24 protein-coding genes are annotated in these 24120 nt (G+C 66.9%); 14 read left to right on the top strand and 10 right to left on the bottom strand.

Features of this window, described 5'->3' with window-relative positions:
• Positions 1–52 precede the first annotated feature (52 nt).
• Entirely contained in the window at positions 53–610 is a 558-nt protein-coding gene (locus ACI2JO_RS06010; protein ID WP_159756181.1) for a type 1 glutamine amidotransferase domain-containing protein, read from the bottom strand.
• Positions 611–737: 127 nt separating this feature from the next.
• Between ACI2JO_RS06010 and ACI2JO_RS06015 the strand changes: the two genes are divergently transcribed.
• From ACI2JO_RS06015 to ACI2JO_RS06045, 7 genes are all read left to right on the top strand, one after another.
• Complete coding sequence (locus tag ACI2JO_RS06015) at positions 738–1751, top strand: DNA topoisomerase IB (RefSeq protein ID WP_404719795.1); 1014 nt, start codon at positions 738–740, stop codon at positions 1749–1751.
• Position 1752: 1 nt separating this feature from the next.
• On the top strand, positions 1753–2919 hold the full coding sequence (locus tag ACI2JO_RS06020) for a mechanosensitive ion channel family protein (RefSeq protein WP_404719796.1): 1167 nt from the start codon (positions 1753–1755) through the stop codon (positions 2917–2919).
• A 180-nt stretch (positions 2920–3099) separates the two neighbouring features.
• Positions 3100–4371, top strand: a complete 1272-nt coding sequence (locus ACI2JO_RS06025; RefSeq protein WP_404719797.1) for a dicarboxylate/amino acid:cation symporter — start codon at positions 3100–3102, stop codon at positions 4369–4371.
• A 52-nt stretch (positions 4372–4423) separates the two neighbouring features.
• Positions 4424–4810: a glycine zipper 2TM domain-containing protein gene (locus ACI2JO_RS06030; protein WP_404719798.1), complete on the top strand. Its 387-nt coding sequence runs from the start codon at positions 4424–4426 to the stop codon at positions 4808–4810.
• Between the two features lie 131 nt (positions 4811–4941).
• Positions 4942–5430, top strand: a complete 489-nt coding sequence (locus ACI2JO_RS06035) for a MaoC family dehydratase (protein ID WP_404719799.1) — start codon at positions 4942–4944, stop codon at positions 5428–5430.
• Between the two features lie 23 nt (positions 5431–5453).
• On the top strand, positions 5454–6632 hold the full coding sequence (locus tag ACI2JO_RS06040; RefSeq protein WP_404719800.1) for an acetyl-CoA C-acyltransferase: 1179 nt from the start codon (positions 5454–5456) through the stop codon (positions 6630–6632).
• Positions 6633–6984: 352 nt separating this feature from the next.
• Positions 6985–7488, top strand: coding sequence for a pyridoxamine 5'-phosphate oxidase family protein (locus ACI2JO_RS06045; protein ID WP_404719801.1), 504 nt, complete (start codon positions 6985–6987; stop codon positions 7486–7488).
• 181 nt (positions 7489–7669) lie between these two features.
• On the opposite strand, the gene ACI2JO_RS06050 is transcribed toward ACI2JO_RS06045, so the two are convergent.
• Positions 7670–8917, bottom strand: coding sequence for a polyhydroxyalkanoate depolymerase (locus ACI2JO_RS06050; protein WP_404719802.1), 1248 nt, complete (start codon positions 8915–8917; stop codon positions 7670–7672).
• A 145-nt stretch (positions 8918–9062) separates the two neighbouring features.
• On the opposite strand from ACI2JO_RS06050, the gene ACI2JO_RS06055 reads away from it, so the two are divergent.
• Together ACI2JO_RS06055 and ACI2JO_RS06060 are read left to right on the top strand one after the other, a co-directional pair.
• Positions 9063–10838, top strand: coding sequence for an ABC transporter transmembrane domain-containing protein (locus ACI2JO_RS06055; protein WP_404719803.1), 1776 nt, complete (start codon positions 9063–9065; stop codon positions 10836–10838).
• Between the two features lie 68 nt (positions 10839–10906).
• Positions 10907–12448, top strand: coding sequence for a hypothetical protein (locus ACI2JO_RS06060; RefSeq protein WP_404719804.1), 1542 nt, complete (start codon positions 10907–10909; stop codon positions 12446–12448).
• Positions 12449–12692: 244 nt separating this feature from the next.
• Here the strand turns inward: ACI2JO_RS06060 and ACI2JO_RS06065 are convergent, their stop codons facing one another.
• The 5 genes from ACI2JO_RS06065 to ACI2JO_RS06085 form a co-directional block, all read right to left on the bottom strand.
• Positions 12693–12944 (bottom strand): ATP synthase F1 subunit epsilon, encoded by a 252-nt coding sequence (locus tag ACI2JO_RS06065; protein WP_404719805.1) that lies wholly within the window; start codon positions 12942–12944, stop codon positions 12693–12695.
• 150 nt (positions 12945–13094) lie between these two features.
• Positions 13095–14573, bottom strand: coding sequence for a F0F1 ATP synthase subunit beta (gene atpD, locus ACI2JO_RS06070; RefSeq protein ID WP_404719806.1), 1479 nt, complete (start codon positions 14571–14573; stop codon positions 13095–13097).
• A 91-nt stretch (positions 14574–14664) separates the two neighbouring features.
• Positions 14665–15534: a F0F1 ATP synthase subunit gamma gene (locus tag ACI2JO_RS06075; protein ID WP_404719807.1), complete on the bottom strand. Its 870-nt coding sequence runs from the start codon at positions 15532–15534 to the stop codon at positions 14665–14667.
• A 137-nt stretch (positions 15535–15671) separates the two neighbouring features.
• Positions 15672–17201 (bottom strand): F0F1 ATP synthase subunit alpha, encoded by a 1530-nt coding sequence (atpA, locus tag ACI2JO_RS06080; RefSeq protein ID WP_404719808.1) that lies wholly within the window; start codon positions 17199–17201, stop codon positions 15672–15674.
• 4 nt (positions 17202–17205) lie between these two features.
• Entirely contained in the window at positions 17206–17775 is a 570-nt protein-coding gene (locus ACI2JO_RS06085) for a F0F1 ATP synthase subunit delta (protein ID WP_404719809.1), read from the bottom strand.
• Positions 17776–17980: 205 nt separating this feature from the next.
• On the opposite strand from ACI2JO_RS06085, the gene ACI2JO_RS06090 reads away from it, so the two are divergent.
• From ACI2JO_RS06090 to ACI2JO_RS06105, 4 genes are all read left to right on the top strand, one after another.
• Positions 17981–18802, top strand: a complete 822-nt coding sequence (locus tag ACI2JO_RS06090) for an Ada metal-binding domain-containing protein (protein WP_404719810.1) — start codon at positions 17981–17983, stop codon at positions 18800–18802.
• Between the two features lie 63 nt (positions 18803–18865).
• Positions 18866–20392: a CpaF family protein gene (locus tag ACI2JO_RS06095; RefSeq protein ID WP_404719811.1), complete on the top strand. Its 1527-nt coding sequence runs from the start codon at positions 18866–18868 to the stop codon at positions 20390–20392.
• A 159-nt stretch (positions 20393–20551) separates the two neighbouring features.
• Positions 20552–21733: an aspartyl protease family protein gene (locus ACI2JO_RS06100; protein WP_404719812.1), complete on the top strand. Its 1182-nt coding sequence runs from the start codon at positions 20552–20554 to the stop codon at positions 21731–21733.
• 73 nt (positions 21734–21806) lie between these two features.
• Positions 21807–22055 (top strand): DUF6894 family protein, encoded by a 249-nt coding sequence (locus tag ACI2JO_RS06105; protein WP_404719813.1) that lies wholly within the window; start codon positions 21807–21809, stop codon positions 22053–22055.
• Here ACI2JO_RS06105 and ACI2JO_RS06110 read toward each other — a convergent pair whose 3' ends face one another.
• Both ACI2JO_RS06110 and ACI2JO_RS06115 read right to left on the bottom strand, forming a co-directional pair.
• Entirely contained in the window at positions 22056–22256 is a 201-nt protein-coding gene (locus tag ACI2JO_RS06110; RefSeq protein ID WP_404719814.1) for a hypothetical protein, read from the bottom strand.
• Positions 22257–22398: 142 nt separating this feature from the next.
• On the bottom strand, positions 22399–22593 hold the full coding sequence (locus ACI2JO_RS06115; RefSeq protein WP_404719815.1) for a hypothetical protein: 195 nt from the start codon (positions 22591–22593) through the stop codon (positions 22399–22401).
• A 47-nt stretch (positions 22594–22640) separates the two neighbouring features.
• Here ACI2JO_RS06115 and ACI2JO_RS06120 point away from each other — a divergent pair, with 47 nt between their 5' ends.
• Positions 22641–23429 (top strand): class I SAM-dependent methyltransferase, encoded by a 789-nt coding sequence (locus ACI2JO_RS06120; protein ID WP_404719816.1) that lies wholly within the window; start codon positions 22641–22643, stop codon positions 23427–23429.
• Between the two features lie 94 nt (positions 23430–23523).
• On the opposite strand, the gene phaR is transcribed toward ACI2JO_RS06120, so the two are convergent.
• The gene (gene phaR, locus ACI2JO_RS06125; RefSeq protein WP_404719817.1) at positions 23524–24075 is read right to left on the bottom strand and encodes a polyhydroxyalkanoate synthesis repressor PhaR; all 552 of its coding nucleotides are present in this window, start codon (positions 24073–24075) and stop codon (positions 23524–23526) included.
• Positions 24076–24120 lie beyond the last annotated feature (45 nt).

The raw sequence follows: 24120 nt of genomic DNA on the forward strand, positions 1-24120 counted from the left end.
CAGATGGTAAACGCCGCGGTATCCCTGCTGCGGCGTTTACCACGCTCGCTGCTTAATCGGCGTCGGCGAGTTCTTCCGTCAGCGCGTCGATGATCGCCTTGTTGAACGCCGGAATGTCGTCCGGCTTGCGGCTCGTGATCAGGTTATCGTCGATCACCACTTCCTCGTCCTCGACTTCGGCCCCGGCGTTGGCCAGATCGGTGCGGATTGAAACGAAGCCGGTCACGCGTCGCCCGTCGATCACGTCGGCCTCAGCGAGCAACCACGGCGCGTGGCAGATCGCGGCGACGATCTTGTCCTCGTCCATGAACTGCTGGACGATCTCGACCGCCAGATCCACGACGCGCAGCTTGTCGGGGTTCGCGACCCCGCCTGGCAGCACCAGCGCGTCGTAATCGTCGACCTCGACCTCCTCCAGCGTAAGGTCGGGCGTGGCGGTCTCCGCCTTGTTGATATCGCCCTTCATGCCCTGGATCGGATCGCGCTTGATCGAGGCGAGCGTGACAGTGACGCCGGCCGCCTCCAGCGCCTTGCGCGGTTCGAACAGTTCCACGGTCTCGAACCCGTCGGCGGCGATCATCAGCACGCGGGCTTGCGACAAATCGGCCATGTCAGTCTCCTGCTGGAAAGGAAGTGTTCCGGCGCCCCAACCCCTCGCGTGCGCCGCCCGTTCCGGGAACGATGCGCGGGCCTTGCGCATTTCCAGACTCGGGTCACAGCACCGCGGAAGGGCACAAGTGGCAGGTAATATCGTTTTCTTTGAGGATGATACCGCAGGAATCACGCGTAAGCGCACGCGCCACGATGCCTGGGCCTATTATGACGCGAGCGGCAAACGGATCACCGATCGCGACGAAATCGATCGGTTAAACGCCATCGGTCTGCCTCCGGCCTACACCGATGCCTGGTTCTGCCCTGATCCCGATGGCCATATCCAGGCGGTCGGCTGGGACGAGAAGGGCCGCAAACAATATCGCTATCACCTCGGCTTCCGCGCGCAGCAGGAGGCGGCCAAATACGACCTCTGCGCCCCGTTCGGCCGCGCGCTGACCAAATTGCGTGCGCGTGTCGAGGCCGATCTCGAACGCCGCCGCCACACCAAGGAACGTACCGTCGCCGCGGTGGTCAAGCTGCTTGATGTCGCGGCGCTGCGCATCGGCAACGAGACTTATGCGAAGACGAACAAGAGCTTCGGGCTAACGACGCTCCGCGACCGCCATGCGCAGATCAGCGGCAGCACGCTCAAGCTGGAGTACAAGGCGAAGTCGGGCAAGATCCGCAAGCTGAAGATCACCGACGGCAGCCTCGCGCGCTTCGTCAAGAAATGTCAGGACCTTCCGGGCCAGAAACTCTTCCAGTACGTCGGCGACGACGGCGAACCGCATGCGGTCACCTCGTCGGACGTCAACGCCTATCTGCGTGCGGCGATGGGTGACGGCTTCACCGCCAAGCATTTCCGCACCTGGGGGGCGAGCGTCGTCGCCTTCGAGGCGCTGATCGAGGCCGAGGCGCCGATCGGACTCAAGGCGATGCTCGAACCGGTCGTCGCGCATCTCGGCAACACCCCCGCGATCGCCCGCAAATCCTATGTCCACCCGGCGTTGATCGAACTCGGCAAGGATAAGGCCGCGCAGGCCGCGTTCCGCCAGTCGCTGCGGCTACCGCGATCGACGCAATATCTGACGCGTACCGAGCGCGGGCTGATCGCCTTCCTCGAAGCCTGTGGTGCGTGCGAGCTGAAAGCCGCCTGACATGAGCAATTCCAGTACTGCCGCCGCCGGAAAGGCGGCGTTCGATACCGATCGCGTCGGTCAGCAGGCCGGCGCGCTGCTCCATTCGAGCTTCATCTGGTTGCAGCAGCACTGGCTGCAGATCCTGATCGCGGTCGGGATTGGCGTCGCAATCGCGCTGTTGCTGTTCTGGGTGCGCGCGTTCGGACCGCGCCTCGCCCGGCGCAGCGCCTCGGGCAAGGGCTGGGCAGCGGTGCTCGGTCGCGCGATCGAGCGGACCAACGCCTTCTTCATCATCATGCTCTCGGCCAAGCTGGTCGACGGCTATGCCGCAACACCGGCCGATCTCGACAAGACGATCACCTTTCTGTTCACCGTCGCCGCGGTGTTCCAGGCGGCGATCTGGGCGCGCGAGCTGATCCTCGGCGCGATCGAGCATCGCACCCGCGACGAACATTATTCGGGCGAGGCGCTGATGAGCGCGATGGGGCTGATCCGCCTGCTCGTCAGCTTCGCGGTGTTCGCGATCGCGCTCGTCGTCGTGCTCAGCAACCTCGGCGTCAACGTCACCGGCCTCGTCGCGGGCCTCGGCGTCGGCGGCATCGCGATCGGTCTGGCCGCGCAGGGCATTTTCGCCGACCTGTTCGCCGCGCTCGCGATCATCTTCGATCGCCCGTTCCGGCGCGGCGACAAGGTCAGCTATGGCAATACCAGCGGCGTGATCGAGGCGATCGGCCTGAAGTCGACCCGCATCCGCGCCTTCACCGGCGAGCTGCGGATCATCTCCAACCGCAACCTGCTCGACAAGGAAATCCAGAACACGTCGCAGCGCGACCACGTCCGCGTGTCGTACACGATCGGTGTCGCCTATGAGACGCCGCCCGAGACGCTGGAGCGCGTCCCCGCAATTCTGACCGAGCTGGTCGAGGCGGAAGGCGCCAAGGTTGCGCGCGCCGGCTTCGAGTCCTTCGGCGCATCGAGCCTCGACTTCGTGCTCCAGGTCGACACGCCCGGCGACGATTGGGCGACCGCGCACAGTGTCCGCAACCGGTTGCTCGTCGCAATCATGCGGCGTTTTGCGGAGGAGAAGATCACGATCCCGTATCCAACCCAGACCACCTACACCGCCGCCCCCGACGGGACGCTGGTGATGCCGTACGCCGAGCCGGGGCACCTCCCCAAAACCTGACCGTCGCCCGCCCCACCCCGTCATTCCCGCGCAGGCGGGGGTCCGGACGCGCAGGTCATGGCAATGGTCGGATGGTTAGAGCCCCTCTCCAGCAAAATTACGGAGCCCCCAAAGCCCCGCTCCCCACCTACAAATGCAAAGTTGCTGGCACAATCCCGCGCCCGCGCTCACCTCGGCACCATGCAGAAACCTTCCTTCACGGTGCAGGTGTTCGCCGGCATGGCGATCGGCGTTGCGCTCGGCTTCGTGGCGCGCTCTGCCCCCGATGGCGCGCTCGCCGAGACGCTCCACCTCACCGGCGAGAGCTTCGTCAAATTGCTCAAGGCGCTGGTTGTCCCGCTGGTCTTCACCGCTTTGGTCGCTTCGGTCGCGGCGTTGCGCGATCTCGGCAACGCCGCACGGCTGGTCGGCCAGACATTGCTGTGGTTCGCGATCACTGCCTTGATCGCGGTTGCGATCGGACTGACGCTCGGCACACTCCTGCAGCCGGGCGTGCGCGCCGGGGTCGATGTGGCGAGCGCGGTCGCGCCGGGCACCACCGGCTCGTGGCTCGACTTCCTGCGCGGGCTTATCCCCGGCAATTTCCTCGGGCTGGAGGCGTCGACCAAGCTGAAGGACGGCGCGGCCACCACCGGCATCTCGTTCAACGTCCTGCAGCTGATCGTCGTCGCCATCGCGGTCGGCGCGGCGGCGGTGAAGGTCGGCGCGGCGGGCGAGGCGTTTCTGTCGGTCAACGCCTCGCTGCTGACGATCTTCCGCCAGATGCTGCGCTGGGTGGTGCGGCTCACCCCGATCGGCACCGCCGGGCTGATCGGCACCGCGATCGTCCGCTACGGCTGGTCGTCGCTCGCCGCGCTCGGCAGCTTCGCAGGGGCGGTCTATCTCGGGCTCGCGCTGGTGCTGTTCGGGGTCTACCCCGCGTTGCTTGCCGCCAACCGCCTCTCGCCGCGCCGCTTCTTCGCCACCGCCTGGCCGGCGATCCAGCTCGGCTTCGTCTCGCGCTCGTCGATCGCGACGTTGCCCGTTACCGAGGATGTCGCCGAAAAGGCCGGCGTCCCGCGTGACTATGCCGCGTTCGCGGTGCCCTTCGCCGCGACGACCAAGATGGACGGCTGCGCCGCGATCTACCCGGCCGTATCGGCGTTGTTCGTCGCGCAATATTACGGCATTGCACTTCATGCGCCCGACTATGTGCTGATCGCGCTCGTCTCGGTGATCGGCTCCGCGGCGACCGCTGGATTGACCGGCGCGCTGGTGATGCTGACGCTGACGCTCACCACGCTCGGCCTGCCGCTCGAAGGGGCCGGATTGCTGCTTGCGATCGATCCGATCCTCGACATGGGGCGCACCGCGGTGAACGTGGCGGGGCAGATCGTGGTCCCGCTGATCGTCGCCCGGCGTGAAAAGCTGCTCGTTCCCGGTCCCGGACACGCCGTCGCGCAACCGGCGTGAACCCTTCCGTGTCTGCAACGTTCGTGCAGGCACTGGTAGGAGTATAATCGAGATGAAGAAGGCTCTGCTGACGGCGCTGGCGATCGCCACCGTCTCCGCCCCGATGGTCGTCGCTCCTGCGGCGGACGCGCAACGCCGGGATCGCGACCGCGATTACCAATGGCAGGGCGACCGTAACGATTGGGACGCCTCGCGGAATTATCGTCGCGGCAACTATCGCGAGCGTCGCCTGAGCCGCGAGGATCAGGTCTATCGCGGGCGCGACGGGCGTAGCTACTGCCGCCGCAACGACGGCACCACCGGGCTGGTGGTCGGCGGCGCGGGTGGTGCGCTGCTCGGCAATCTCGTCGGCGGCGGGCTGCTCGGCACGCTGGCCGGTGGCGGCGCGGGCGCGCTGCTCGGTCGCGAGATCGACCGCGGCAAGGTGCGCTGCCGCTAAGACCAAGGACCCGCGCCGAAGCGTATCATCGGCGCGGGCTTCCGTTTTAGAAGGTCGGGTTCGTCGCTTCCGTAGCGGCAACTGGTCTTTTTCATATATTCGGTCCGTCCCACCTTGCGAGCGTAGCGCCAATGCGCATAAAGAGCCGCAAAGGTCGGGAGAGATGTGCCGTGACGCTCGACGAAGTAGAAGGTTCGGTTGGACGCACCAGCGTCTCGGCGTGGATCGACGTCACCCAGGCGATGATCGACGCCTTCGCCGAGGCCACCGGCGACCGCCAATTCATCCACATCGACCCGGTGCGCGCCGCCGCGACCCCCTTCGGCACCACGATCGCGCACGGGTTCCTGACCTTGTCGCTGCTGCCGCGCCTGATGGCCGAGACGCCCGACCTGCCGACGGTCAGCGACGCGACGATGCACGTCAATTACGGCGGCAATCGCGTCCGCTTCCTCGCCCCCGTTCCGTCTGGCGCGCGTATCCGGGCACAGTCGCGCCTGTTGTCATTCGAGCAGAAGCGCCCCGGCCAGTATCAATCCATCGCCGAGGTGACGATCGAGATCGAGGGCCAGGAAAAGCCCGCGATGCTCGCCGAATGGATCACGCAAATCTTCGTCTAGGCTGCACCGAAAGGCCCCGTCTCATGCGCTCCGCCGTCATCGTCTCCACCGCCCGCACCCCGATCGGCCGCGCCTATCGCGGCGCGTTCAACAACCTGCCCTCCCCGACGCTCGCCAGCCACGCGATCAAGGCCGCCGTCGAGCGCGCCGGCATCGACGGCGCCGAGGTCGACGACGTCGTGCTAGGCGCCGCGCTGCAACAAGGACATCAGTCGCCGAACATTGCGCGCACCAGCCTGTTGCGCGCCGGGCTGCCGACCAGCGTGTCGGGCATGTCGCTCGACCGGCAATGCGCCTCCGGGCTGATGGCGATCGCCACCGCCGCCAAGCAGATCGTCCTCGACGGAATGCAGATCGCGATCGGCGGCGGGGTCGAGAGCATCAGCATGGTGCAGACGCCCGAGATGCGCGTCGCGCCCGATCCCGAGCTGCTGGCGATGCACAAGGACATCTACATGCCGATGCTCCAGACCGCCGAAATCGTGGCCAAGCGCTACGGCATATCGCGCGAGGCGCAGGACGAGTATGGCTATCGCTCGCAGATGCGCACCGCCGAGGCGCAGGCCGCCGGGCGCTTCGACGCCGAGATCGTCTCCGTCACCGCCACCAAGGCGAACGTGAACAAGGAGACGAAGGAGGTCTCCCACGAACAGGTGACGCTGTCGAAGGACGAGGGCAATCGTGCCGACACCACGCTGGAGGGACTGCGCGGGCTGAAGCCAGTGCTGGGGCCGGACCTCAACATTACCGCCGGCAACGCCTCGCAGCTGTCGGACGGCGCCTCGGCCAGCGTGCTGATGGAGGAGAAACTCGCCGAGCAACGTGGGCTGACGCCGCTAGGTCGGTATATGGGCATGGCGGTGGCAGGCACCGCACCTGACGAGATGGGGATCGGCCCGGTCTTCGCCGTGCCCAAGCTGCTCGAACGCAACGGCCTGAAAATGGACGATATCGGCCTGTGGGAGCTGAACGAGGCGTTTGCGGTGCAGGTACTCTATTGCCGCGACAAGCTCGGCATCCCCGACGAATTGCTCAACGTCAATGGCGGCGCGATTTCGATCGGCCACCCCTATGGCATGTCGGGTGCGCGGATGGTCGGCCATGCGCTGATCGAGGGAAAACGCCGCGGTGCCAAGCATGTCGTCGTCACGATGTGCGTCGGCGGCGGCATGGGCGCGGCCGGGCTGTTCGAGGTGCTGTGACGTTGAATATAGCACGTCCTGTGCTATGTGAATGGCGTCGGTAACGTCATTCCGACTCCTGATGAGCTCCGATCGTGCCAGCGGTCGGGGCTCAATTGGTTTGGGGCCCGGCTGCCAGACCGGGCCCCGCCCCTGTGTTACTGCTTCCGGGCCATTTCGAGCACCTTCAACACCAAGGTGGTGAAGGCGAACATCGTGCCGAGAAACAGGCACAAGCCGGCATACGTCATTTCCGTGCTCCTGATTGACGGCGGGATTGCCGCCAAGCGAGATCATGACGCCGACGAAACGACCGCGCAACCAACGCCCCCGCCTCACGTTCTCCCGTCGAACCCGAACAGGAGATGCGACAATGGCCGACGCCAACACCGATCCGAAAAAGCTGAAGCAGGATCTCTGGAAGAAGATGGCCGACAGCCCCTTCGTCATGGTCGGCCCGGCGGACGGCCACGCCCACCACGAACCGCTCACCGCGCAGCTCGACGAGGATCAGGTCGACACGCTCTTCTTCTTCATCGGCAAGACCAACCGCCTCGCCGGCGGCGGGCGGGTCATGGCGCAGTACGTCTCGAAGGGGCACGACTTCTTCGCCTGCCTCGACGGCAATGCGCGAATCGACAACGATCAGGCACAGATCGACAAGCTCTGGAATAACCAGGTCGAGGCGTGGTTCCCGGAGGGCCGCAACGACCCGAATCTCGCGCTGCTGCGCGTCGACATCGAGTCCGCGGAACTGTGGGAGACCGATCTGTCGCTGTCGGGCCGTGTAAAGATGCTGTTCGGCGGCACGATCAAGGCCGATGAAGCCGGCAGCCACGCCAAGGTTGAGACCACCGCAGAAAACAGCCCTGCCTGACCCATCGCCCCTGCGCAGGCAGGGGCCCATGTCTGTCTGATGTCGCGGAATGTCTGACACATGACACAAAGCTCGTGTGTCAGACCAACTCGACGAACCAAACAGCCATAGATCCCTGCCGTCGCAGGGGTGGAGAAGTAAGAAACGGGCCGGTCGCCACAAGCGACCGGCCCGTTTCGTATCAGCCGTTCGCCGCCATCCATTCCTCGACCACCGGCGCGATCCGGTTGCGCCATTTCGAGCCGTTGAAGATCCCATAATGGCCGACACCCTCGGCCATGTAGTAACGCTTCTTCTCCTCGGGCAGCGCGGTGGCGATCGTCAGCGCCGCCTTGGTCTGCCCCAGCCCGCTGATATCGTCGCGCTCACCCTCGATCGCCAGCAACCCGACGTCGGTGATCGCGCCGGTATCGACGCGCCGCCCGCGATGCAGCATCTCGCCCTTCGGCAGGCTGTGCGACTGGAAAACCGTATCGATCGTCTGAAGATAGAATTCCGCGGTCATGTCGCAGACCGAGCGATATTCGTCATAGAAGCGCTTGGTTGCCTCGGCGCTGTCGTCGTCGCCGGTGACAAGATGTTTGAACAGCTCGTAATGGCTCATCATGTGGTTGCCGAGGTTCATCGTCATGAACCCGGACAGCTGCAGGAAGCCCGGATAGACCTTCCGCCCCGCGCCCGGATACAGCAGCGGCACCGTCGCAATCACATTCTGCTCGAACCACGCGAACGGGCGTTCGGTCGCCAGCGTGTTGACCGCCGTCGGCGCCTCGCGCGTGTCGATCGGCCCGCCCATCATCGTCAATGTGCGCGGACGACACGGGTTGCGGTCGGCGCTCATCAGCGCGGTTGCGGCGAGGCACGGCACCGAGGGCTGACACACCGCCAGCATGTGCGCGCCATGCGCCCCATCCGCCGCGCCGTCCTGATCCGGGCCGATCGCTTCAAGGAACGCGATCAGATAGTCGATATAATCGTCGAGATCGAAGCGCCCGTCGCGGGTCGGCACCAGCTTCGCGTCGCGCCAGTCGGTGATATAAACGTCGGCGACCGGCAACATCCGCTCGACAGTCCCGCGCAGCAGCGTCGCGAAATGCCCCGACATCGGCGCGGCGATCAGCAGCCGCGGTCCGCCCTCGACACCCTCGCGACGAAAGCGCTTCAACTGCCCGAACGGGCGTTGCAGCACGATTTCCTCGACCACCGCTACCTCGCGACCGTCGACGATCGTCTTCTCGAATCCGAACGCCGGCTTGCCGCGCGACGCCGAGGCGTGCGCGAACACCTCCAGCGCCGACGCCATCACCGGACCGCCGCCCAGATAGGCGAACGGATTCGACGGGTTGTTCAGCCAGTTGGCGCCCACCGTCGCCATCGCACTGGCCGAGGCCAGCCACGAGCGCTGGAATTCATAGGCGTCGTACAACATTCGCGTCTTCCTTCCCCGGCCCCGCCGGTGCGGCGCCTATAGCAACTTGGTCGGTCGCAACGCGACTGCAACGATTGCAGTCGAATTCCGGGCCCACCTCCAGCGATACGTTGAGCGCGCCGGCCCGCGCTGCTAGGCCGCGCGCATGGCCAGCGCTTCCGACGTCGCTCCTTCCCGCCGCCTCGGCAACCTGGCGATGGTCTTTCGACACGCCCGCAAATACCCGCTCCAGATTACCGCGGCGTTTAGCGCGCTGGCGGTCACCTCCGGCGCCACGATCGCGATCCCGTACAGCTTCAAGCGCGTGATCGACCGCGGCTTCGCCGGGAACGGTGCGTCCGCCGAGTCCGTGGCATCGTCGTTTCATTACATGCTGATGATCGTCGTCGTGCTCGCGCTCGGCACCGCGGTGCGCTTCTACTTCGTCGCCTGGCTTGGTGAGCGCGTCGTCGCCGACATCCGTACCGAGGTGCAGCGGCATCTGATGACGCTCAGCCCGTCCTTCTATGAAACCAACCGCCCGTCGGAGATCGCCTCGCGGCTCACCGCCGACACCGGGCAGATCGAGACGGTGGTCGGCAGCACGGTGTCGATCGCGCTGCGCAATTCGTTCACCGCGATCGGCGGGCTGATCTACCTGTTCGCGATCTCGCCCAAGCTCGCGGCGATGCTGCTGGCGGGCATTCCGCTCATCATCGCGCCGATCGCCCTGCTCGGGCGCCGCGTCCGCAATCTGTCGCGCACCTCGCAGGACCGGATCGCCGACGTCGGCTCGATCGTCGTCGAGACATTGGGCGCGATGAAGATCGTTCAGGCGTTCGGGCAGGAGGCACGCGAAAGTGCGCGCTTCACCGACGCGGTCGAGGCGACGATGGCGGCGGCGCGCAAGCGGGTGGCGCTGCGCGCGATCATGACCGCGATCGTCATCGGGCTGATCTTCGGCGCGATCACCTTGGTGCTGTGGGAAGGCGCTGAAGACGTCGCGGCCGGGCGACTGTCGGGCGGCGCGATCGCCGCCTTCGTGCTGACCGGCGGGATCGTCGCCGGCGCGTTCGGCGCGCTGACCGAAGTCTATGGCGATCTGCTCCGCGGCGCGGGCGCGGCGGGGCGGCTGAGCGAATTGCTCGCCGAGCGACCCGAGATCGCGCCACCCGTGCACCCGGTGGCGCTGCCGCAGCCGCCGCAGGGCCGCGTCGCCTTCCGCGACGTCGAGTTCCGCTACCCCAGTCGCCCCGATGTAGCGGCGCTCCACGACTTCACGCTGGAGGTCGCCCCCGGCGAAACGCTGGCGGTGGTCGGCCCGTCGGGTGCCGGCAAGTCGACCTTGTTCCAGCTGCTCCAGCATTTCTACCAGCCCGCGCGCGGCGCGGTGCTCGTCGACGGCGTCGATCTCGTCCATGCCGACCCCGCCGAGGTCCGCGCGCGGATCGCGATGGTGCCGCAGGAAACGGTAATCTTCGGCACCAGCGCGCGCGACAACCTGCGCTACGGTCGCTGGGACGCCGACGACGCGCAGGTGTGGGCAGCCGCGGAGGCGGCCAACGCCGCCGATTTCCTCCGCGCGCTCCCCGAAGGTCTCGACACCTTCCTCGGCGAAGGCGGCGCCCGGCTGTCGGGTGGACAGCGGCAACGCGTCGCGATCGCGCGCGCGCTGCTCCGCGATGCGCCGATCCTGCTGCTCGACGAGGCGACCAGCGCCCTCGATGCCGAAAGCGAGCGGCTGGTGCAGGACGCGCTCGAACGGCTGATGGCCTCGCGTACCACGATCGTGATCGCGCATCGCCTCGCCACCGTCCGTGCCGCCTCGCGGATCGTCGTCATGGACGGCGGCCACATCGTCGAGGAGGGCAGCCATGCCGCACTGATCGGCGCCGGCGGGCTCTACGCGCGGCTGGCCAGCCTGCAATTCAACGACGCTTGATGCGCGCCGGTTGACGCTTCGCGCGCCGCTCGTACGCTGCGAACGGGGTAAATGGGCGGGGGCGGATGATGCGGGGAATATGGGCAGCGGCGGCGCTGGCCCTTGGGATTGCCACGCCGGCGGCCGCGACATGGCAGCAGGCATCGTCACGCCACTTCGTCGTCTATTCGGACGACGAACCCGACAAGGTCACCGAGTTCGCGACGCGGCTCGAACGGTTCGACAAGGCGATGCGCGTGATGCGCGGTATGGCCGATCCGGCGTTCAGCCCGACACAACGAGTGAACGTCTTCGTCCTCAAGGATATCACCGCCTTGCAGAAGCTGCTGGGCGAGCGAAACATGGCCGGGGTGTATATGCCGCGGCTGTCCGGCCCGGTGGCGTTCGTGCCGCGCAGGACCAACGACACGGGCACGCTCGCGATGACGCCGCAGGCGGTGCTGCTCCACGAATATGCGCATCATTTCATGTTCTCGTCGTGGGGCGATCGGCCCTTTCCGGCGTGGTTCGTCGAGGGATTTGCCGAATTCAACGCGACGATGGTGTTCCAGCCGGACCGGCTGCTGATCGGCGCGCCGCCGCTCTACCGCGCCTACGGGTTGATCGACGACCAGATGCTGCCGATGCGCGACCTGCTGACGATGTCGCCCGGCGAGAAGCGCGCCGATCCGAACCGGATACAGGTCTTTTATGGCCGCTCCTGGCTACTCACCCATTACATGCTGCTCAATCCCGAACGCCGCGCGCAACTTGCCGCCTATCTGAAGGCCTTTGAGAGCGGCGGTGATCCCAAGAGCAAGGCGGCCCTGCTCGGCGACCCACGCAAGCTCGACAGCGCGCTCAACGGCTATGCGCGCAAGGCGCTGCCGATGCTGGGGCTGAAGATCGAGGCGCTGCCGATCGATCCCGTGACGACCCGCGCGCTGACGCCGGGCGAGGAGGCGATCATGCCGGTCGTGCTTCGCTCGACGCGCGGCGTTAATGGAAAGACCGCCCCCACCGTCGCGGTCGCCGCGCGCAAGATCGCCGCCGACTGGCCGAACGATCCCGCGGTGCAGGTCGCACTCGCCGAGGCAGAATATGATGCCGGTGCCTATGCGGCGGCCGACGCCGCCGCGTCCCGCGCGCTCGCCGTCGATCCCAAGTCACGCAAGGCGTTGATCTATCGCGGCATGGCGCAGGCCGGGCTGGCCGAAAAGGAGCATGTCACCGACCCGGCGCGCTGGAAGGCGGTGCGGCAGTGGTTCATCACCGCCAATCACCTCGATGCCGAAGATCCGTGGCCGCTCGTCGCTCATTATCAGGCGCTGCGCAGTTCGGGTGGACCGATGAGCCCGAATGCGGAGAAGGGCCTCGACTACGCCTTCTCGCTCGCGCCGTTCGACACCGGGCTGGCGATGCAGGTCGCCGCGATGCACATCCGCAAGAAGGATTACAGTGCCGCGATCCCCGCGCTGCGCCTCGTCGCCTACGATCCGCATGGCGGCGCGCTGGCGACGATGGCAGGGGCGGTGCTTACCGCGGTGGAAAGCAGCAACACCGCAGTGATCGACACGATCGCGGTATCGCTGGACGCGAAACCGGAGGATGGTGACGACGCGCAGAAGTAGGGCTGGATACTTCTTAGGCTCGAGACGTTTCGTCCCACCACCGTCGTCCCGGGCCTGACCCGGGACCCCGCTTCTTCCTCCGAACGCCCGCCTCATGCAATTCGACCGGCCAAACCGTCATTGCGAGCGTAGCGAAGCAATCCAGGACAGGATCAGGACGCCCTGCTTCGCTACGCTCGCAATGACGAAGTGGCAGGGCTCCGGGATAAATTCCGAGGCAATCACCAAGGAAGCGTCGAAACGCTTACCCCGCGTGTTCTGCGAGCACCGTCAGCCCGCGCGCATTGACCTCGGCGAAGCCACCGCGGATCGCGATCGACTCCGGCTGGCCACCGGGCGTCTTCTGCACCAGCACCGCGCCGTCACGGATCGTCGACATGAAGGGCGCATGGCCCTCCAGCACCGCGAAGTCTCCGTCGGTGCCGGGCACGGTCACCATGTGAACGTCCTCGGAAATGAGCAGGCGAGCCGGCGTGACGAGTTCGAAATGCAGCATGTTCTTGACCTTAAACTCCCTCTCCCCTCCGGGGAGAGGGCCGGGGTGACGGGTAGCGAGGGACGGTGACGATGCAACACGCGACAGTGCGCGCGGCCGCCCCTCACCCTACCCTCACCTCTTGGAGAGAGGGCTAAGCGCTAAGAAGCCTTACGCCTCCTTGGCCATCTTCTCGGCCTTGGCGATCGCCTCGTCGATGCCGCCGACCATGTAGAAGGCCGCCTCGGGCAGGTGATCGTACTCGCCGTTCACCACCGCCTTGAAGCTGCGGATCGTGTCCTCCAGCTGGACGAACTTGCCCGGGATATTGGTGAACACTTCGGCGACGTGGAACGGCTGCGACAGGAAGCGCTGGATCTTCCGCGCGCGGCTGACGGTCAGCTTGTCCTCTTCGGACAGCTCGTCCATCCCGAGGATCGCGATGATGTCCTGCAGCGACTTGTACTTCTGCAAGGTCGCCTGCACCGCACGCGCGGTTTCGTAGTGATCCTGCCCGACGGTGCGCGGCTCCAGCACGCGGCTGGTCGAATCGAGCGGATCGACCGCCGGATAGATGCCCAGCTCCGAAATCGCGCGGTTGAGCACGGTCGTCGCGTCAAGGTGCGCGAACGACGTCGCCGGCGCCGGGTCGGTCAGATCGTCCGCGGGGACGTAGACGGCCTGCACCGAGGTGATCGAGCCCTTGTTGGTCGAGGTGATCCGCTCCTGCAGCGCGCCCATGTCGGTCGACAGCGTCGGCTGATAGCCCACCGCCGACGGAATACGCCCCAGCAGCGCCGACACCTCTGCGCCCGCCTGCGTAAAGCGGAAGATGTTGTCGACGAAGAACAGCACGTCCTGCCCTTCCTGGTCGCGGAAATATTCCGCGATCGCCAGACCCGACAGCGCCACGCGCGCACGCGCGCCCGGCGGCTCGTTCATCTGGCCGTACACCAGCGCGACCTTCGAACCCTCGCTGACCGCATTGCCCTCGGCATCCTTGGCGATGACGCCCGCGTCGAGGAATTCGTGGTACAGATCGTTGCCCTCGCGGGTCCGCTCGCCGACGCCCGCGAACACCGAAGTGCCGCCATGGCCCTTCGCGATGTTGTTGATCAGCTCCTGGATCAGCACGGTCTTGCCGACGCCCGCGCCGCCGAACAGGCCGATCTTGCCGCCCTTCGCATAGGGCGCCAGCAGGTCGATGACCTTGATGCCGGTGACAAGGATCGCATTCTCGGTCGACTGGTCGACGAAGTCCGGCGCCTTGGCGTGGATCGGCGCGCGCAGGTCGGTCGCGATCGGGCCACGCTCGTCGATCGGTTCACCGATGACGTTCATGATACGGCCCAGCGTCGCCGGACCGACCGGCATCAGGATCTGCGCGCCGGTGTCGGTGACGGTCTGCCCGCGGGTCAGCCCCTCGGTCGAGTCCATCGCGATCGTGCGCACGGTGTTCTCGCCGAGATGCTGCGCGACCTCGAGCACCAGCCGCTGGCCGTTGTTCTCGGTCTCCAGCGCCGACAGGATCGCCGGCAGCTGCGACGGGAAATGCACGTCGACCACCGCGCCGATCACCTGGCTGATGCGGCCGGTGTTGTTGGTCTGGCCCGTAAGGTGAGTCGGGCGATCCTCTAGGACGGTGGCCATTGTCTTACCTCTTCGTCGCCCCTGCGTAGCCGGGGGGTTTCTGTCTGCTTTAACATAGTGCGCCTCTCTTGGAGAGAGACGATGACGTGACTTACAGTGCCTCGGCGCCCGAGATGATCTCGACCAGCTCGGTCGTGATCGCCGCCTGACGCGCGCGGTTGTACTGGATGCTCAGCCGCTTGATCATGTCGCCGGCGTTTCGGGTCGCATTGTCCATCGCGGTCATGCGACTGCCCTGCTCCGAGGCGGCATTCTCCAGCAGCGCGCGGAAGATCTGGATCGCGACGTTGCGCGGCAGCAGATCGTCGAGGATCGCTTCCTCGCTCGGCTCATATTCCACCGTCGCGTCGGACGCCTTCGCGCCCTTCACCTCGGGAATCGCGACCGGAATGATCTGCGCGCCGATCGGCTCCTGCACCAGCGCCGACTGGAAGCGCGCGTAGAACAGGTGCGCGACGTCGAACTCGCCCGCCTTGAAGCGCGCGATCAGATCGTCGGCGATGTCCTTGGCGGCGTCGAAGCTGGCGGTCTTCATCGTCGACAGATCATGGTCAGCGACGATCCCGGTCGGATAGAAGCGCTTCATCACGCGCCCCTTCTTGCCGGCGATGTAGAAGCGCACGGTCTTGCCCGCGGCTTCCAGCTCCTCGGCCTTGCGGCGCGCGGCACGGACGATGTTGGTGTTGAACGCCCCCGCCAGGCCACGCTCGGAGGTTGCGACGACCAGCAGATGCACCTGATCCTTGCCGGTGCCCGCCAGCAGCGGCGACGCACCGACGCCGACGGTGCGGGCGAGGCTGGCGACGACGCCTTCCAGCCGCTCGGCATAGGGACGCCCCGCGACCGCCGCCTCCTGCGCACGGCGCAGCTTGGCGGCGGCGACCATCTTCATCGCCTTGGTGATCTTCTGCGTCGACTTCACCGAGCCGATGCGGATCTTGAGGGCCTTCAAACTTGCCATTTGGGTCCTTCTTCTCCCTCTCCCCGTCTGGGGAGAGGGTCGGGGTGAGGGGCTGGAGCCTCGCAGAGAGGTCCGTCTCGGTGAGACACCTGCCCCTCACCCAACCCTCTCCCCAGCGGGGAGAGGGCTAAATGCCTTTAAGCGAACGTCTTCGCGAACTGCCCGAGCGCGTCCTTGAGCTTGGCCTCGGTGTCCTTGCCCAGCTCGCGGCTGTCGCGGATCGCGGTCAGCACGTCGGCGTGATCGGCGCGCATGTAGCTGAGCATCGCCGCTTCGTAGCGGTTGACGTCGGTGACCGGCACGGTGTCGATGAAGCCGTTGGTGCCCGCGTAGATCGAGACGGTCTGCTCCTCGAACGGCATCGGGCTGAACTGCGGCTGCTTGAGCAGCTCGGTCAGCCGCGCGCCGCGGTTCAGCAGCTTCTGCGTCGAGGCGTCCAAGTCCGAGCCGAACTGCGCGAACGCCGCCATCTCGCGATACTGCGCCAGCTCGAGCTTGATCGAGCCCGACACCTTCTTCATCGCCTTGGTCTGCGCGGCGCCGCCGACGCGGCTGACCGACAGGCCGACGTTGATCGCCGGGCGGATGCCCGCGAAGAACAGGTCGGTCTCAAGGAAGATCTGGCCATCGGTGATCGAGATCACGTTGGTCGGGATGTACGCCGACACGTCGCCGGCCTGCGTCTCGATGATCGGCAGCGCGGTCAGCGAGCCCGAGCCGTTCGCCTCGTTCATCTTCGCTGCACGCTCCAGCAGGCGCGAGTGGAGATAGAAGACGTCGCCGGGATAGGCTTCGCGGCCCGGCGGACGGCGCAGCAGCAGCGACATCTGGCGATAGGCGACCGCCTGCTTCGACAGATCGTCGAACACGATGACCGCGTGCATCCCGTTGTCACGGAAATACTCGCCCATCGCGGTGCCGGTATAGGGCGCGAGGAACTGCAGCGGCGCGGGGTCCGACGCGGTCGCGGCGACGACGATGGAATATTCCATCGCGCCATTCTCTTCGAGCGTGCGGACCAGCTGCGCGACCGTCGAACGCTTCTGGCCGACCGCGACATAGACGCAGTACAGCTTCTTCGATTCGTCGGTGCCGGCGTTCGCCTGCTTCTGGTTGATGAAGGTGTCGATCGCGATCGCCGACTTGCCGGTCTGGCGGTCGCCGATGATCAGCTCGCGCTGGCCACGGCCGACCGGCACAAGCGCGTCGATCGCCTTCAGCCCGGTCTGCACCGGCTCGTGCACCGACTTGCGCGGGATGATGCCCGGCGCCTTGACCTCGACGCGGCTGCGCTGGTCCGACGCGATCGGGCCCTTGCCGTCGATCGGATTGCCGAGCCCGTCGACCACGCGGCCGAGCAGCCCCTTGCCGACCGGCACGTCCACGATCGTGCCCGTGCGCTTGACGGTGTCGCCCTCGCGAATCTCCGAGTCCGAGCCGAAGATCACGACGCCGACGTTATCAGCCTCAAGGTTGAGCGCCATGCCCTGCACGCCATTGGCGAACTCGACCATCTCGCCCGCCTGGACGTTGTCGAGCCCGTAGATGCGCGCGATGCCGTCACCGACGCTGAGCACCTGCCCGGTTTCCGAAACCTGCGCCTCGGTGCCGAAATTGGCGATCTGGTCCTTGATGACGCGGGAGATTTCTGCGGCGCGAATGTCCATCAACTCAGCCTTTCATCGCGCTGGCAAGCGCATTCAAACGGGTGCGGATCGACGAATCGATCATCTGGGAACCGATGCGGACGACCAGCCCGCCCAGGATCTGCGGATCGACCGCCAGGTCGACCGTCACGTCGCGACCGACGCGGCGGCGAAGCTGCTGCTTCAGCTCGTCGACCTGCTCGGGGGTCAGCGGGTGCGCGCTGGTGACCTCGGCGGTGGTTTCGCCGCGATGCTGCGCGGCCATCGCGCGGAAGGCGCGAATGATCTTGGGCAACGACGACAGGCGGCGGTTTTCCGCCAGCACGCCGAGGAAGCTGCGCGTCGTGGGATCGAGCCCCAGTTCGTCGGCGGTGGCGACCACCGCCTTGACCGCCTGCCCGCGCGCGATGACCGGCGAAGCGGCCAGCTCCGCGAACTCGCGCGACGCCGCCAGTGCGTCGCGCACCGCCGTCAGACTTTGTTCGACGCGATCGACCGCACGGGCCTCCACCGCCAGATCGAACAGCGCACTGGCATACCGACCGCCCAGGCCGGCCTGAACGCTGCTGCCCTGATTACCGCTGGAACTCTCCACGCGATTCACTTTCCTCGTCATGACCCAAGGGTGCCCACCCATGCGAACGGATGGCGCACGTAAGGAGCGCCTCGCTTGGGTACGGCGCGCGTAGCAAAGGGGGAACCGCGATGCAACCGGAGTGAAACCGCGGTGATGTCCCGGCCACGGTTTGGGCGCAAGCTGCGGGATGCGCCCCGCGCACGGCTGGCGTAGACCCGCTGGCATGCGCGCAACGATCGACTCCGACACCGCCTGGGATGCCTTTACCCGCCGTGACCGCGCGTTCGACGGGCATTTCGTGGTCGCGGTGCGCAGCACGCATATCTACTGCAAGCCGAGCTGCGCCGCGCGCCGCCCCCGGCGCGAAAATGTCGCCTTCCTTCCCGATGCCGCGGCGGCACGCGCGGCGGGCTATCGCGCGTGCCGCCGCTGCCTGCCCGATTCGGTTGCGCGCGATCGGGAGGCGGTGATCGCCGCGGCGGCGCTGCTCACCAGTGATGTCGCGCCCTCGCTGGCGGCGCTTGCGGCGTCGGTTGATTACGCGCCACACCATTTCCACCGGCTTTTTCATCGTCTGACCGGCGTCACGCCTGCCGCTTTCGCCCGGACATGTCGCGCCGATCGCGTGCTCGCCGCGCTACGCACGACGGAAAGCGTGACCGCCGCCATCTATGCGGCGGGCTATGCGGCACCGAGTCGCTTCTATGCCGATGCGGCGCGATTGGGGATGACGCCGCAGGCAGCGGCGGCGGGGGGCGCGGACGAGGTGATCCACTGGACATGCCTCATCGCCCCGCCGGGTGCGTTATTGCTCGCCGCGACCGCGCGGGGATGGTGCCGGTTCGCGTTCGATGAAGACGGTGCCGGGCTGCACGCCACCTTCCCCGCCGCCACGCTGCGGCGCGGCGATCCGGCGTGGCGGGCGGGCGCGGCCGCGCTGGTGTCATGCGCGGCGGCGGTGCCGAGCGACGTCTCGCTGCCCCGCCCGGTACGTCGCACTGCCTTCCGCACCTTGCTCCACCAGAGCGCGACAGCGATTGGTTAGCCAAATCGAAAGGCTTGCGCGGTAGCGATCGTTGCCGAGCCACTTCGAGGACGATCAGGGTCGATGAACGCGTTCGGACGCCGCAACGGCGGCATGGGTAATGGTGGCAATGGCGTGGGGGTACGCGGCGGGTTCGGCGTGGCGCGTCCGATGCACGTCCAGCCCGGCACTGGCGCGCGCGACGACCAGGCCGTCGAAACCGCACCGCCGCTCGACGCGCTGGCCGTGCTCGATCCGCTGACCCCGCCGGGGCAGGTCGATGCGATGCAACGGCTGTCGGATCGACAGAACGCCACCGGCGAGCCCGGCGCAAGCCGCATGGAAGGCTTCGAGGCGTCGATCCACAAGATCAAGGAGCAGGTGCTTCCGCGCCTGCTGGAACGCGTCGACCCGGAGGCGGCGGCGACCCTCGGAAAGGACGAGCTGGCCGAGGAATTTCGCCCGATCATCGGCGAGGTGCTCGCCGAGCTGAAGCTGACGCTCAACCGTCGCGAGCAATTCGCGCTCGAAAAGGTGCTGGTCGACGAATTGCTCGGGCTCGGCCCGCTCGAGGAATTGCTTGCCGACGCCGAGATCAGCGACATCATGGTCAACGGCCCCGATCAGACCTTTGTCGAGCGCAAGGGCAAGCTGGAGATGGCGCAGATCCAGTTCCGCGACGAGGAGCATCTGTTCCAGATTGCGCAGCGCATCTGCAACTCGGTCGGCCGGCGCGTCGACCAGACCACCCCGCTCGCCGACGCACGCCTGAAGGACGGCAGCCGCGTCAACGTGATCGTGCCGCCGCTGTCGCTGCGCGGCACCGCCATCTCGATCCGCAAATTCTCCGCCAAGCCGATCACGCTCGACATGATGGCCGGCTTCGGCAGCATGAGCCCGAAGATGGCGACCGCGCTGAAGGTCGCGGGCGCGTCGCGCTTCAACATCGTCATCTCGGGCGGCACCGGCTCGGGCAAGACGACGATGCTCAACGCGCTGTCGAAGATGATCGACCCGGGCGAGCGCGTGCTGACGATCGAGGACGCCGCCGAATTGCGCCTGCAGCAGCCGCACTGGCTGCCGCTCGAAACCCGCCCCGCCAATCTCGAGGGTCAGGGCGAGATCAGCATCCGCGACCTCGTCAAGAACGCGCTGCGTATGCGTCCGGATCGCATCATCCTCGGCGAAATCCGTGGCAGCGAGTGTTTCGACATGCTCGCGGCAATGAACACCGGCCACGACGGCTCGATGTGCACGCTCCACTCCAACTCCCCGCGCGAGGCGCTGGCGCGCATGGAGAACATGGTGATGATGTCGGACATCAAGGTGCCCAAGGAGGCGATCAGCCGCCAGATCGCCGACAGCGTCGACATGATCATCCAGGTCAAGCGCCTGCGCGACGGCAGCCGCCGCGTCACCAACGTTACCGAGGTGATCGGGATGGAAGGCCCGGTGATCGTCACGCAGGAATTGTTCAAGTTCGAATATCTCGACGAGAGCGCCGACGGGAAGATCATCGGCGAATATCGCTCGATGGGGCTGCGCCCGTACACGATCGACAAGGCCAAGCAGTTCGGCTTCGATCAGGCGTATCTGGAGGCGTGCCTGTAACGGGGCACGCGGCCGTCGCCCCGCGAAGGCGGGAATCCAGAACCTTTGACCTCGCCCCTCTATCGACAGATCTGCGCGTCTGGATCCCCGCCGACGCGGGGATGACTCACACGGCTAAGCCACCCGTGACACGCCCACACGATCCGCTACACCATCCGCGTGCCGATCCTGTCACTTCTGCCGCTCGCCCTCGCCGCCGCGCCGCTGCCCGAACCCCGCGCGGCGTGGGCCGGACGCTCGACGCTCGCCGCCGATGCCGAGGGTCGCTGGATCCCGTTCGACCTGACGCCCGGCAACCAGATCCGCTTCACCATGGCGGTCGACGGGCGCCCCGTGACCGCGATCCTCGACACCGGCGTCAGCTACTCGGTGCTCGCGCGCCGCTTCGCCGAGGCGTATCGGCTGCCGGTCCGCGCCGAGGGCCGCGCGATCGTGATCGGTGGCAGCGTCGCGATCGGCCGGGTCGAGACGCGCGCGATCGCGATCGGCGCGGTGACGCGGCGCGGCGGCAGCCTCGCGGTCGCCGACCTGCCCGCCGCCGCGACCGGCAGCGCCTTGGCGGTGGACCTGCTCGTCGGGCGTGACCTCACCGCGCCCTATGCGCTCGACATCGACTATCAGGCGCGCCGCTTCCGCCTGCTGCGCAGCGGCAGCCGCCCGTTCGCGGGCGCCGCCGCCCCGCTGTCGATCGCGCCCGAGCGGATGGTCTATGTCAGCGCGATCGGTGCGGGGGGCGCGACGCTGGCGCCGATGGTGGTCGATACCGGCGACGGATCGGCGATCACATTGGGCCCGGCCGCGTGGGCGACTGCGCGCGCCGCCGCCGGACCGGTGACGACCACCGTCTCGTTCGGGCTCGCCGGCGCGGTGGTCAGCGACATGGCGATCGTCCCCGCATTACGGATCGGCGACGCGATCGCGCGCGATGTGGAGGTGCGCGTCGAGCCGGCGGGCGGCTTCTCCGACACGATTGGGGCCGCCGGGCGGATCGGCTCGGGTTTCCTCCAGCGCTACCGCGTGCTGCTCGACCCCGCCGCGGGGCACATGCTGCTCGGCGCCACCCCGCAGACCGACGCGCCGACGCTGCGCTCGACCAGCGGGCTGTTGCTCGCCCTGTCCGGGGAGCGGCTGCGCGTCCTGCATGTGATGCGTGGCAGCCCGGCGGCGGCGAGCGGCTGGCGGGAGGGCGAGACGATCTGCGCGGTCGACGGAACGCGCGTCGGCCCGACATATGCCCGCAGTCCGCTGGCCGCATGGCCTGCGGGGGCGGTCGGGCGCGTCGTCACGCTCGACGGTTGCGACGGCACGCGTCGATCGCTGACGCTGCGGCAGTTCTACTGACGCAAAAGCGTCGGCCATCGGCATCGACCTGCCGCTCCAATCGTTGTCATACTGGAAACACAAAAGGGTTGTGATGCCGCAGTTCACCATCATCTTCGCCGGACGCGAATCCGAACGGACCACGATCGACTGCACCGACCTGTCGGCGGCCCGCAATCAGGCGGTGCAGCGGCTGGGCCGCTACCTCGCCGATCACCCGCAATATGCGGAAGAAGGCCATTGGCGGGTGACGGTAGAGGACGATGTCGGCCGCACTGCCGCGACCGTCATCGTCGCCACGGTCACTCCGCGCCCCTCGCCCCTGCCGCTCACGAAATCCTGACTAGCGCAGCCGGTCGTCGGCTCTAGGTTCGCTCATCCGTTGTTGCCCCCGCGCGCGCGCGGCGCTGCGGACCAGTTCCTCGCTCAGCCGCATCGCGGCCTCGGCGGTCAGATTGTAACTTGCGCCGCACCGCGACAGCACGGTGACGACCCCGTCATCGGCGCTGACGTTCGGCGCAATCGTACATATATCTGGCTTCATGCTTGCACCTGCACTGACGGGTGAAGGCCACAGCACCGTCATCCTGCCGACACTAAGGGCAGAATTGCGCGTCAAGCGCTGCGACAAGAGCCTTCGATCCGAACACAAACCCGGTGCGCCAGCTGTGGTTCCCGCTGCCGGTTCAGGCCTTTAGCGCAACCCACCCCGCAATCGCCGCCACGATCAGCGCGATCACCTGCACCAACGTCCAGTCGATCCAGCCCACCGCATCGGGGTCCGCGCGCCGCCGCCGCCGATGCTCGCGCCACCCCGCAAGCACCGCGACACAGAGCGCCGCGACCGCAATGACATACAGCAGGTCTTGCGCATCGCTCATCGCCGCGTCAGCCTCCGGCGCATCCAATCGCGGAGAGGTTTACGTCCATGCATCGTCTCGCTCCCGTCCTGCTGCTCGCGCTACCCGCCATGGCCACCGCCGCCCCGCGCGCGCGCGCGCCGATCGCCGCTGCGGTCGCCGCGCCGACGCGCACCGCCGCCAATATCGCGCGCGACCGCTATCGCCACCCCGCCGAAACACTCGCATTTTTCGGGGTAAAGCCAACCGACACCGTGGTCGAGGTCTGGCCGGGCGCCGGCTGGTACACAGAGATCCTCGCCCCGCTCACCGCCGCGCGCGGGCGCTATTATGTCGCGGGGCCATGGGAGAAGGGGCTGAACGCGGTCCGCGCGCTGCAGGGCAAGGACGCCGCGACCTATGGCAAGGTACAGCTCGCCGCGCTCCCTGCGCAAGCCGGTCAGCCGACCGTGCCCGACGGCAGCGCCGATGTCGTGCTCACCTTCCGCAACGTCCACAACTGGCGGTTCGGCGGCGAGGATCAGGCGCGCCAGATGTTTGCGGCGATGTACCGGATGCTCAAGCCCGGCGGCACGCTCGGCGTCGTCGAGCACCGCCTCCCCGAAGCGCGCGACTCCGCCGCCGAGGAAAAGAGCGGTTATATGAAGCCGAGCAGCGTGATCGGCTTCGCGACCGCCGCCGGGTTCAGGCTGGCGGGCAGGTCGGAGGTCAACGCCAATCCCAGGGACACCGCCGACTGGCCGGGCGGCGTCTGGACGCTGCCGCCCAGCTATGCGCTGAAGGACGTCGACCGCGCCAAATATGCCGCGATCGGCGAGAGCGATCGCATGACGCTCAAGTTCGTGAAACCGAAGTAAGCCGGCGTCGCCCCGGCCCTGCTGCAAAGCCCCGCCCACACCATTCGTGCCGAGCCTTTCGAAGCACGAACGGTGTGAGTGGGGACCCCGCCGCTCATTCCCCCAGCTTGTCGACCTTGTCGCGCAATTGCGCCAGCTCGGCCTTGAGCGCGGCGATCTCCCCGTCCTTGCCGGTTCCCGCCGCGGCGGGGGCCGGCGCCACCGGCGGCTTGAACGCCTGCGCCGCCGCCTCGAACATCTCCAGATTGCGCTTGGCGATTTCGGCGAAGGGCGAACCCGCGAACGCCCCCTCGACCGCGGTCTTGAACTGCGCCTGATTCCGCCGGAAGCTGTCCATCGAGGCGTCGAGATAATCCGGCACCATCGCCTGCATCGAATCGCCGTACAGCGCGATCAACTGGCGCAGAAAATTGACCGGCAGCATCGTCTGCCCGCGGCTTTCGGCCTCCATGATGATCTGGGTGAGGACGTTGTGGGTGATGTCCTCGTCGGTCTTGGCATCCACGACCTTGAACTCACGGCCTTCGCGCGTCATCGCCGCGAGATGTTCCAGCGTGATGTAGGAGGAGCTTTCGGTATTGTAGAGCCGGCGATTGGCGTACTTCTTGATGACGACCACGCCGTCGGTACCATGCTGCTTCTTCATCGCGCGAGATCCCCGTGACCGAACCCGTTCGTGGTATTGCACAAA

This window comes from Sphingomonas sp. NPDC079357 (assembly GCF_044901155.1).
In the GTDB taxonomy this organism is placed as follows: Bacteria; Pseudomonadota; Alphaproteobacteria; order Sphingomonadales; family Sphingomonadaceae; genus Sphingomonas.

Coding starts and splice junctions, on each gene's coding strand:
- ACI2JO_RS06105 (WP_404719813.1), top strand. CDS start 21,807: ATGCCGCAGTTCACCATCATCTTCGCCGGACGCGAATCCGAACGGACC.
- ACI2JO_RS06050 (WP_404719802.1), bottom strand. CDS start 8,917: ATGTTGTACGACGCCTATGAATTCCAGCGCTCGTGGCTGGCCTCGGCC.
- ACI2JO_RS06090 (WP_404719810.1), top strand. CDS start 17,981: ATGCGCGCAACGATCGACTCCGACACCGCCTGGGATGCCTTTACCCGC.
- atpA (WP_404719808.1), bottom strand. CDS start 17,201: ATGGACATTCGCGCCGCAGAAATCTCCCGCGTCATCAAGGACCAGATC.
- ACI2JO_RS06095 (WP_404719811.1), top strand. CDS start 18,866: ATGAACGCGTTCGGACGCCGCAACGGCGGCATGGGTAATGGTGGCAAT.
- ACI2JO_RS06110 (WP_404719814.1), bottom strand. CDS start 22,256: ATGAAGCCAGATATATGTACGATTGCGCCGAACGTCAGCGCCGATGAC.
- ACI2JO_RS06075 (WP_404719807.1), bottom strand. CDS start 15,534: ATGGCAAGTTTGAAGGCCCTCAAGATCCGCATCGGCTCGGTGAAGTCG.
- ACI2JO_RS06040 (WP_404719800.1), top strand. CDS start 5,454: ATGCGCTCCGCCGTCATCGTCTCCACCGCCCGCACCCCGATCGGCCGC.
- ACI2JO_RS06025 (WP_404719797.1), top strand. CDS start 3,100: ATGCAGAAACCTTCCTTCACGGTGCAGGTGTTCGCCGGCATGGCGATC.
- ACI2JO_RS06060 (WP_404719804.1), top strand. CDS start 10,907: ATGCGGGGAATATGGGCAGCGGCGGCGCTGGCCCTTGGGATTGCCACG.
- ACI2JO_RS06010 (WP_159756181.1), bottom strand. CDS start 610: ATGGCCGATTTGTCGCAAGCCCGCGTGCTGATGATCGCCGCCGACGGG.
- ACI2JO_RS06115 (WP_404719815.1), bottom strand. CDS start 22,593: ATGAGCGATGCGCAAGACCTGCTGTATGTCATTGCGGTCGCGGCGCTC.
- atpD (WP_404719806.1), bottom strand. CDS start 14,573: ATGGCCACCGTCCTAGAGGATCGCCCGACTCACCTTACGGGCCAGACC.
- phaR (WP_404719817.1), bottom strand. CDS start 24,075: ATGAAGAAGCAGCATGGTACCGACGGCGTGGTCGTCATCAAGAAGTAC.
- ACI2JO_RS06065 (WP_404719805.1), bottom strand. CDS start 12,944: ATGCTGCATTTCGAACTCGTCACGCCGGCTCGCCTGCTCATTTCCGAG.
- ACI2JO_RS06020 (WP_404719796.1), top strand. CDS start 1,753: ATGAGCAATTCCAGTACTGCCGCCGCCGGAAAGGCGGCGTTCGATACC.
- ACI2JO_RS06030 (WP_404719798.1), top strand. CDS start 4,424: ATGAAGAAGGCTCTGCTGACGGCGCTGGCGATCGCCACCGTCTCCGCC.
- ACI2JO_RS06035 (WP_404719799.1), top strand. CDS start 4,942: ATGCGCATAAAGAGCCGCAAAGGTCGGGAGAGATGTGCCGTGACGCTC.
- ACI2JO_RS06120 (WP_404719816.1), top strand. CDS start 22,641: ATGCATCGTCTCGCTCCCGTCCTGCTGCTCGCGCTACCCGCCATGGCC.
- ACI2JO_RS06055 (WP_404719803.1), top strand. CDS start 9,063: ATGGCCAGCGCTTCCGACGTCGCTCCTTCCCGCCGCCTCGGCAACCTG.
- ACI2JO_RS06045 (WP_404719801.1), top strand. CDS start 6,985: ATGGCCGACGCCAACACCGATCCGAAAAAGCTGAAGCAGGATCTCTGG.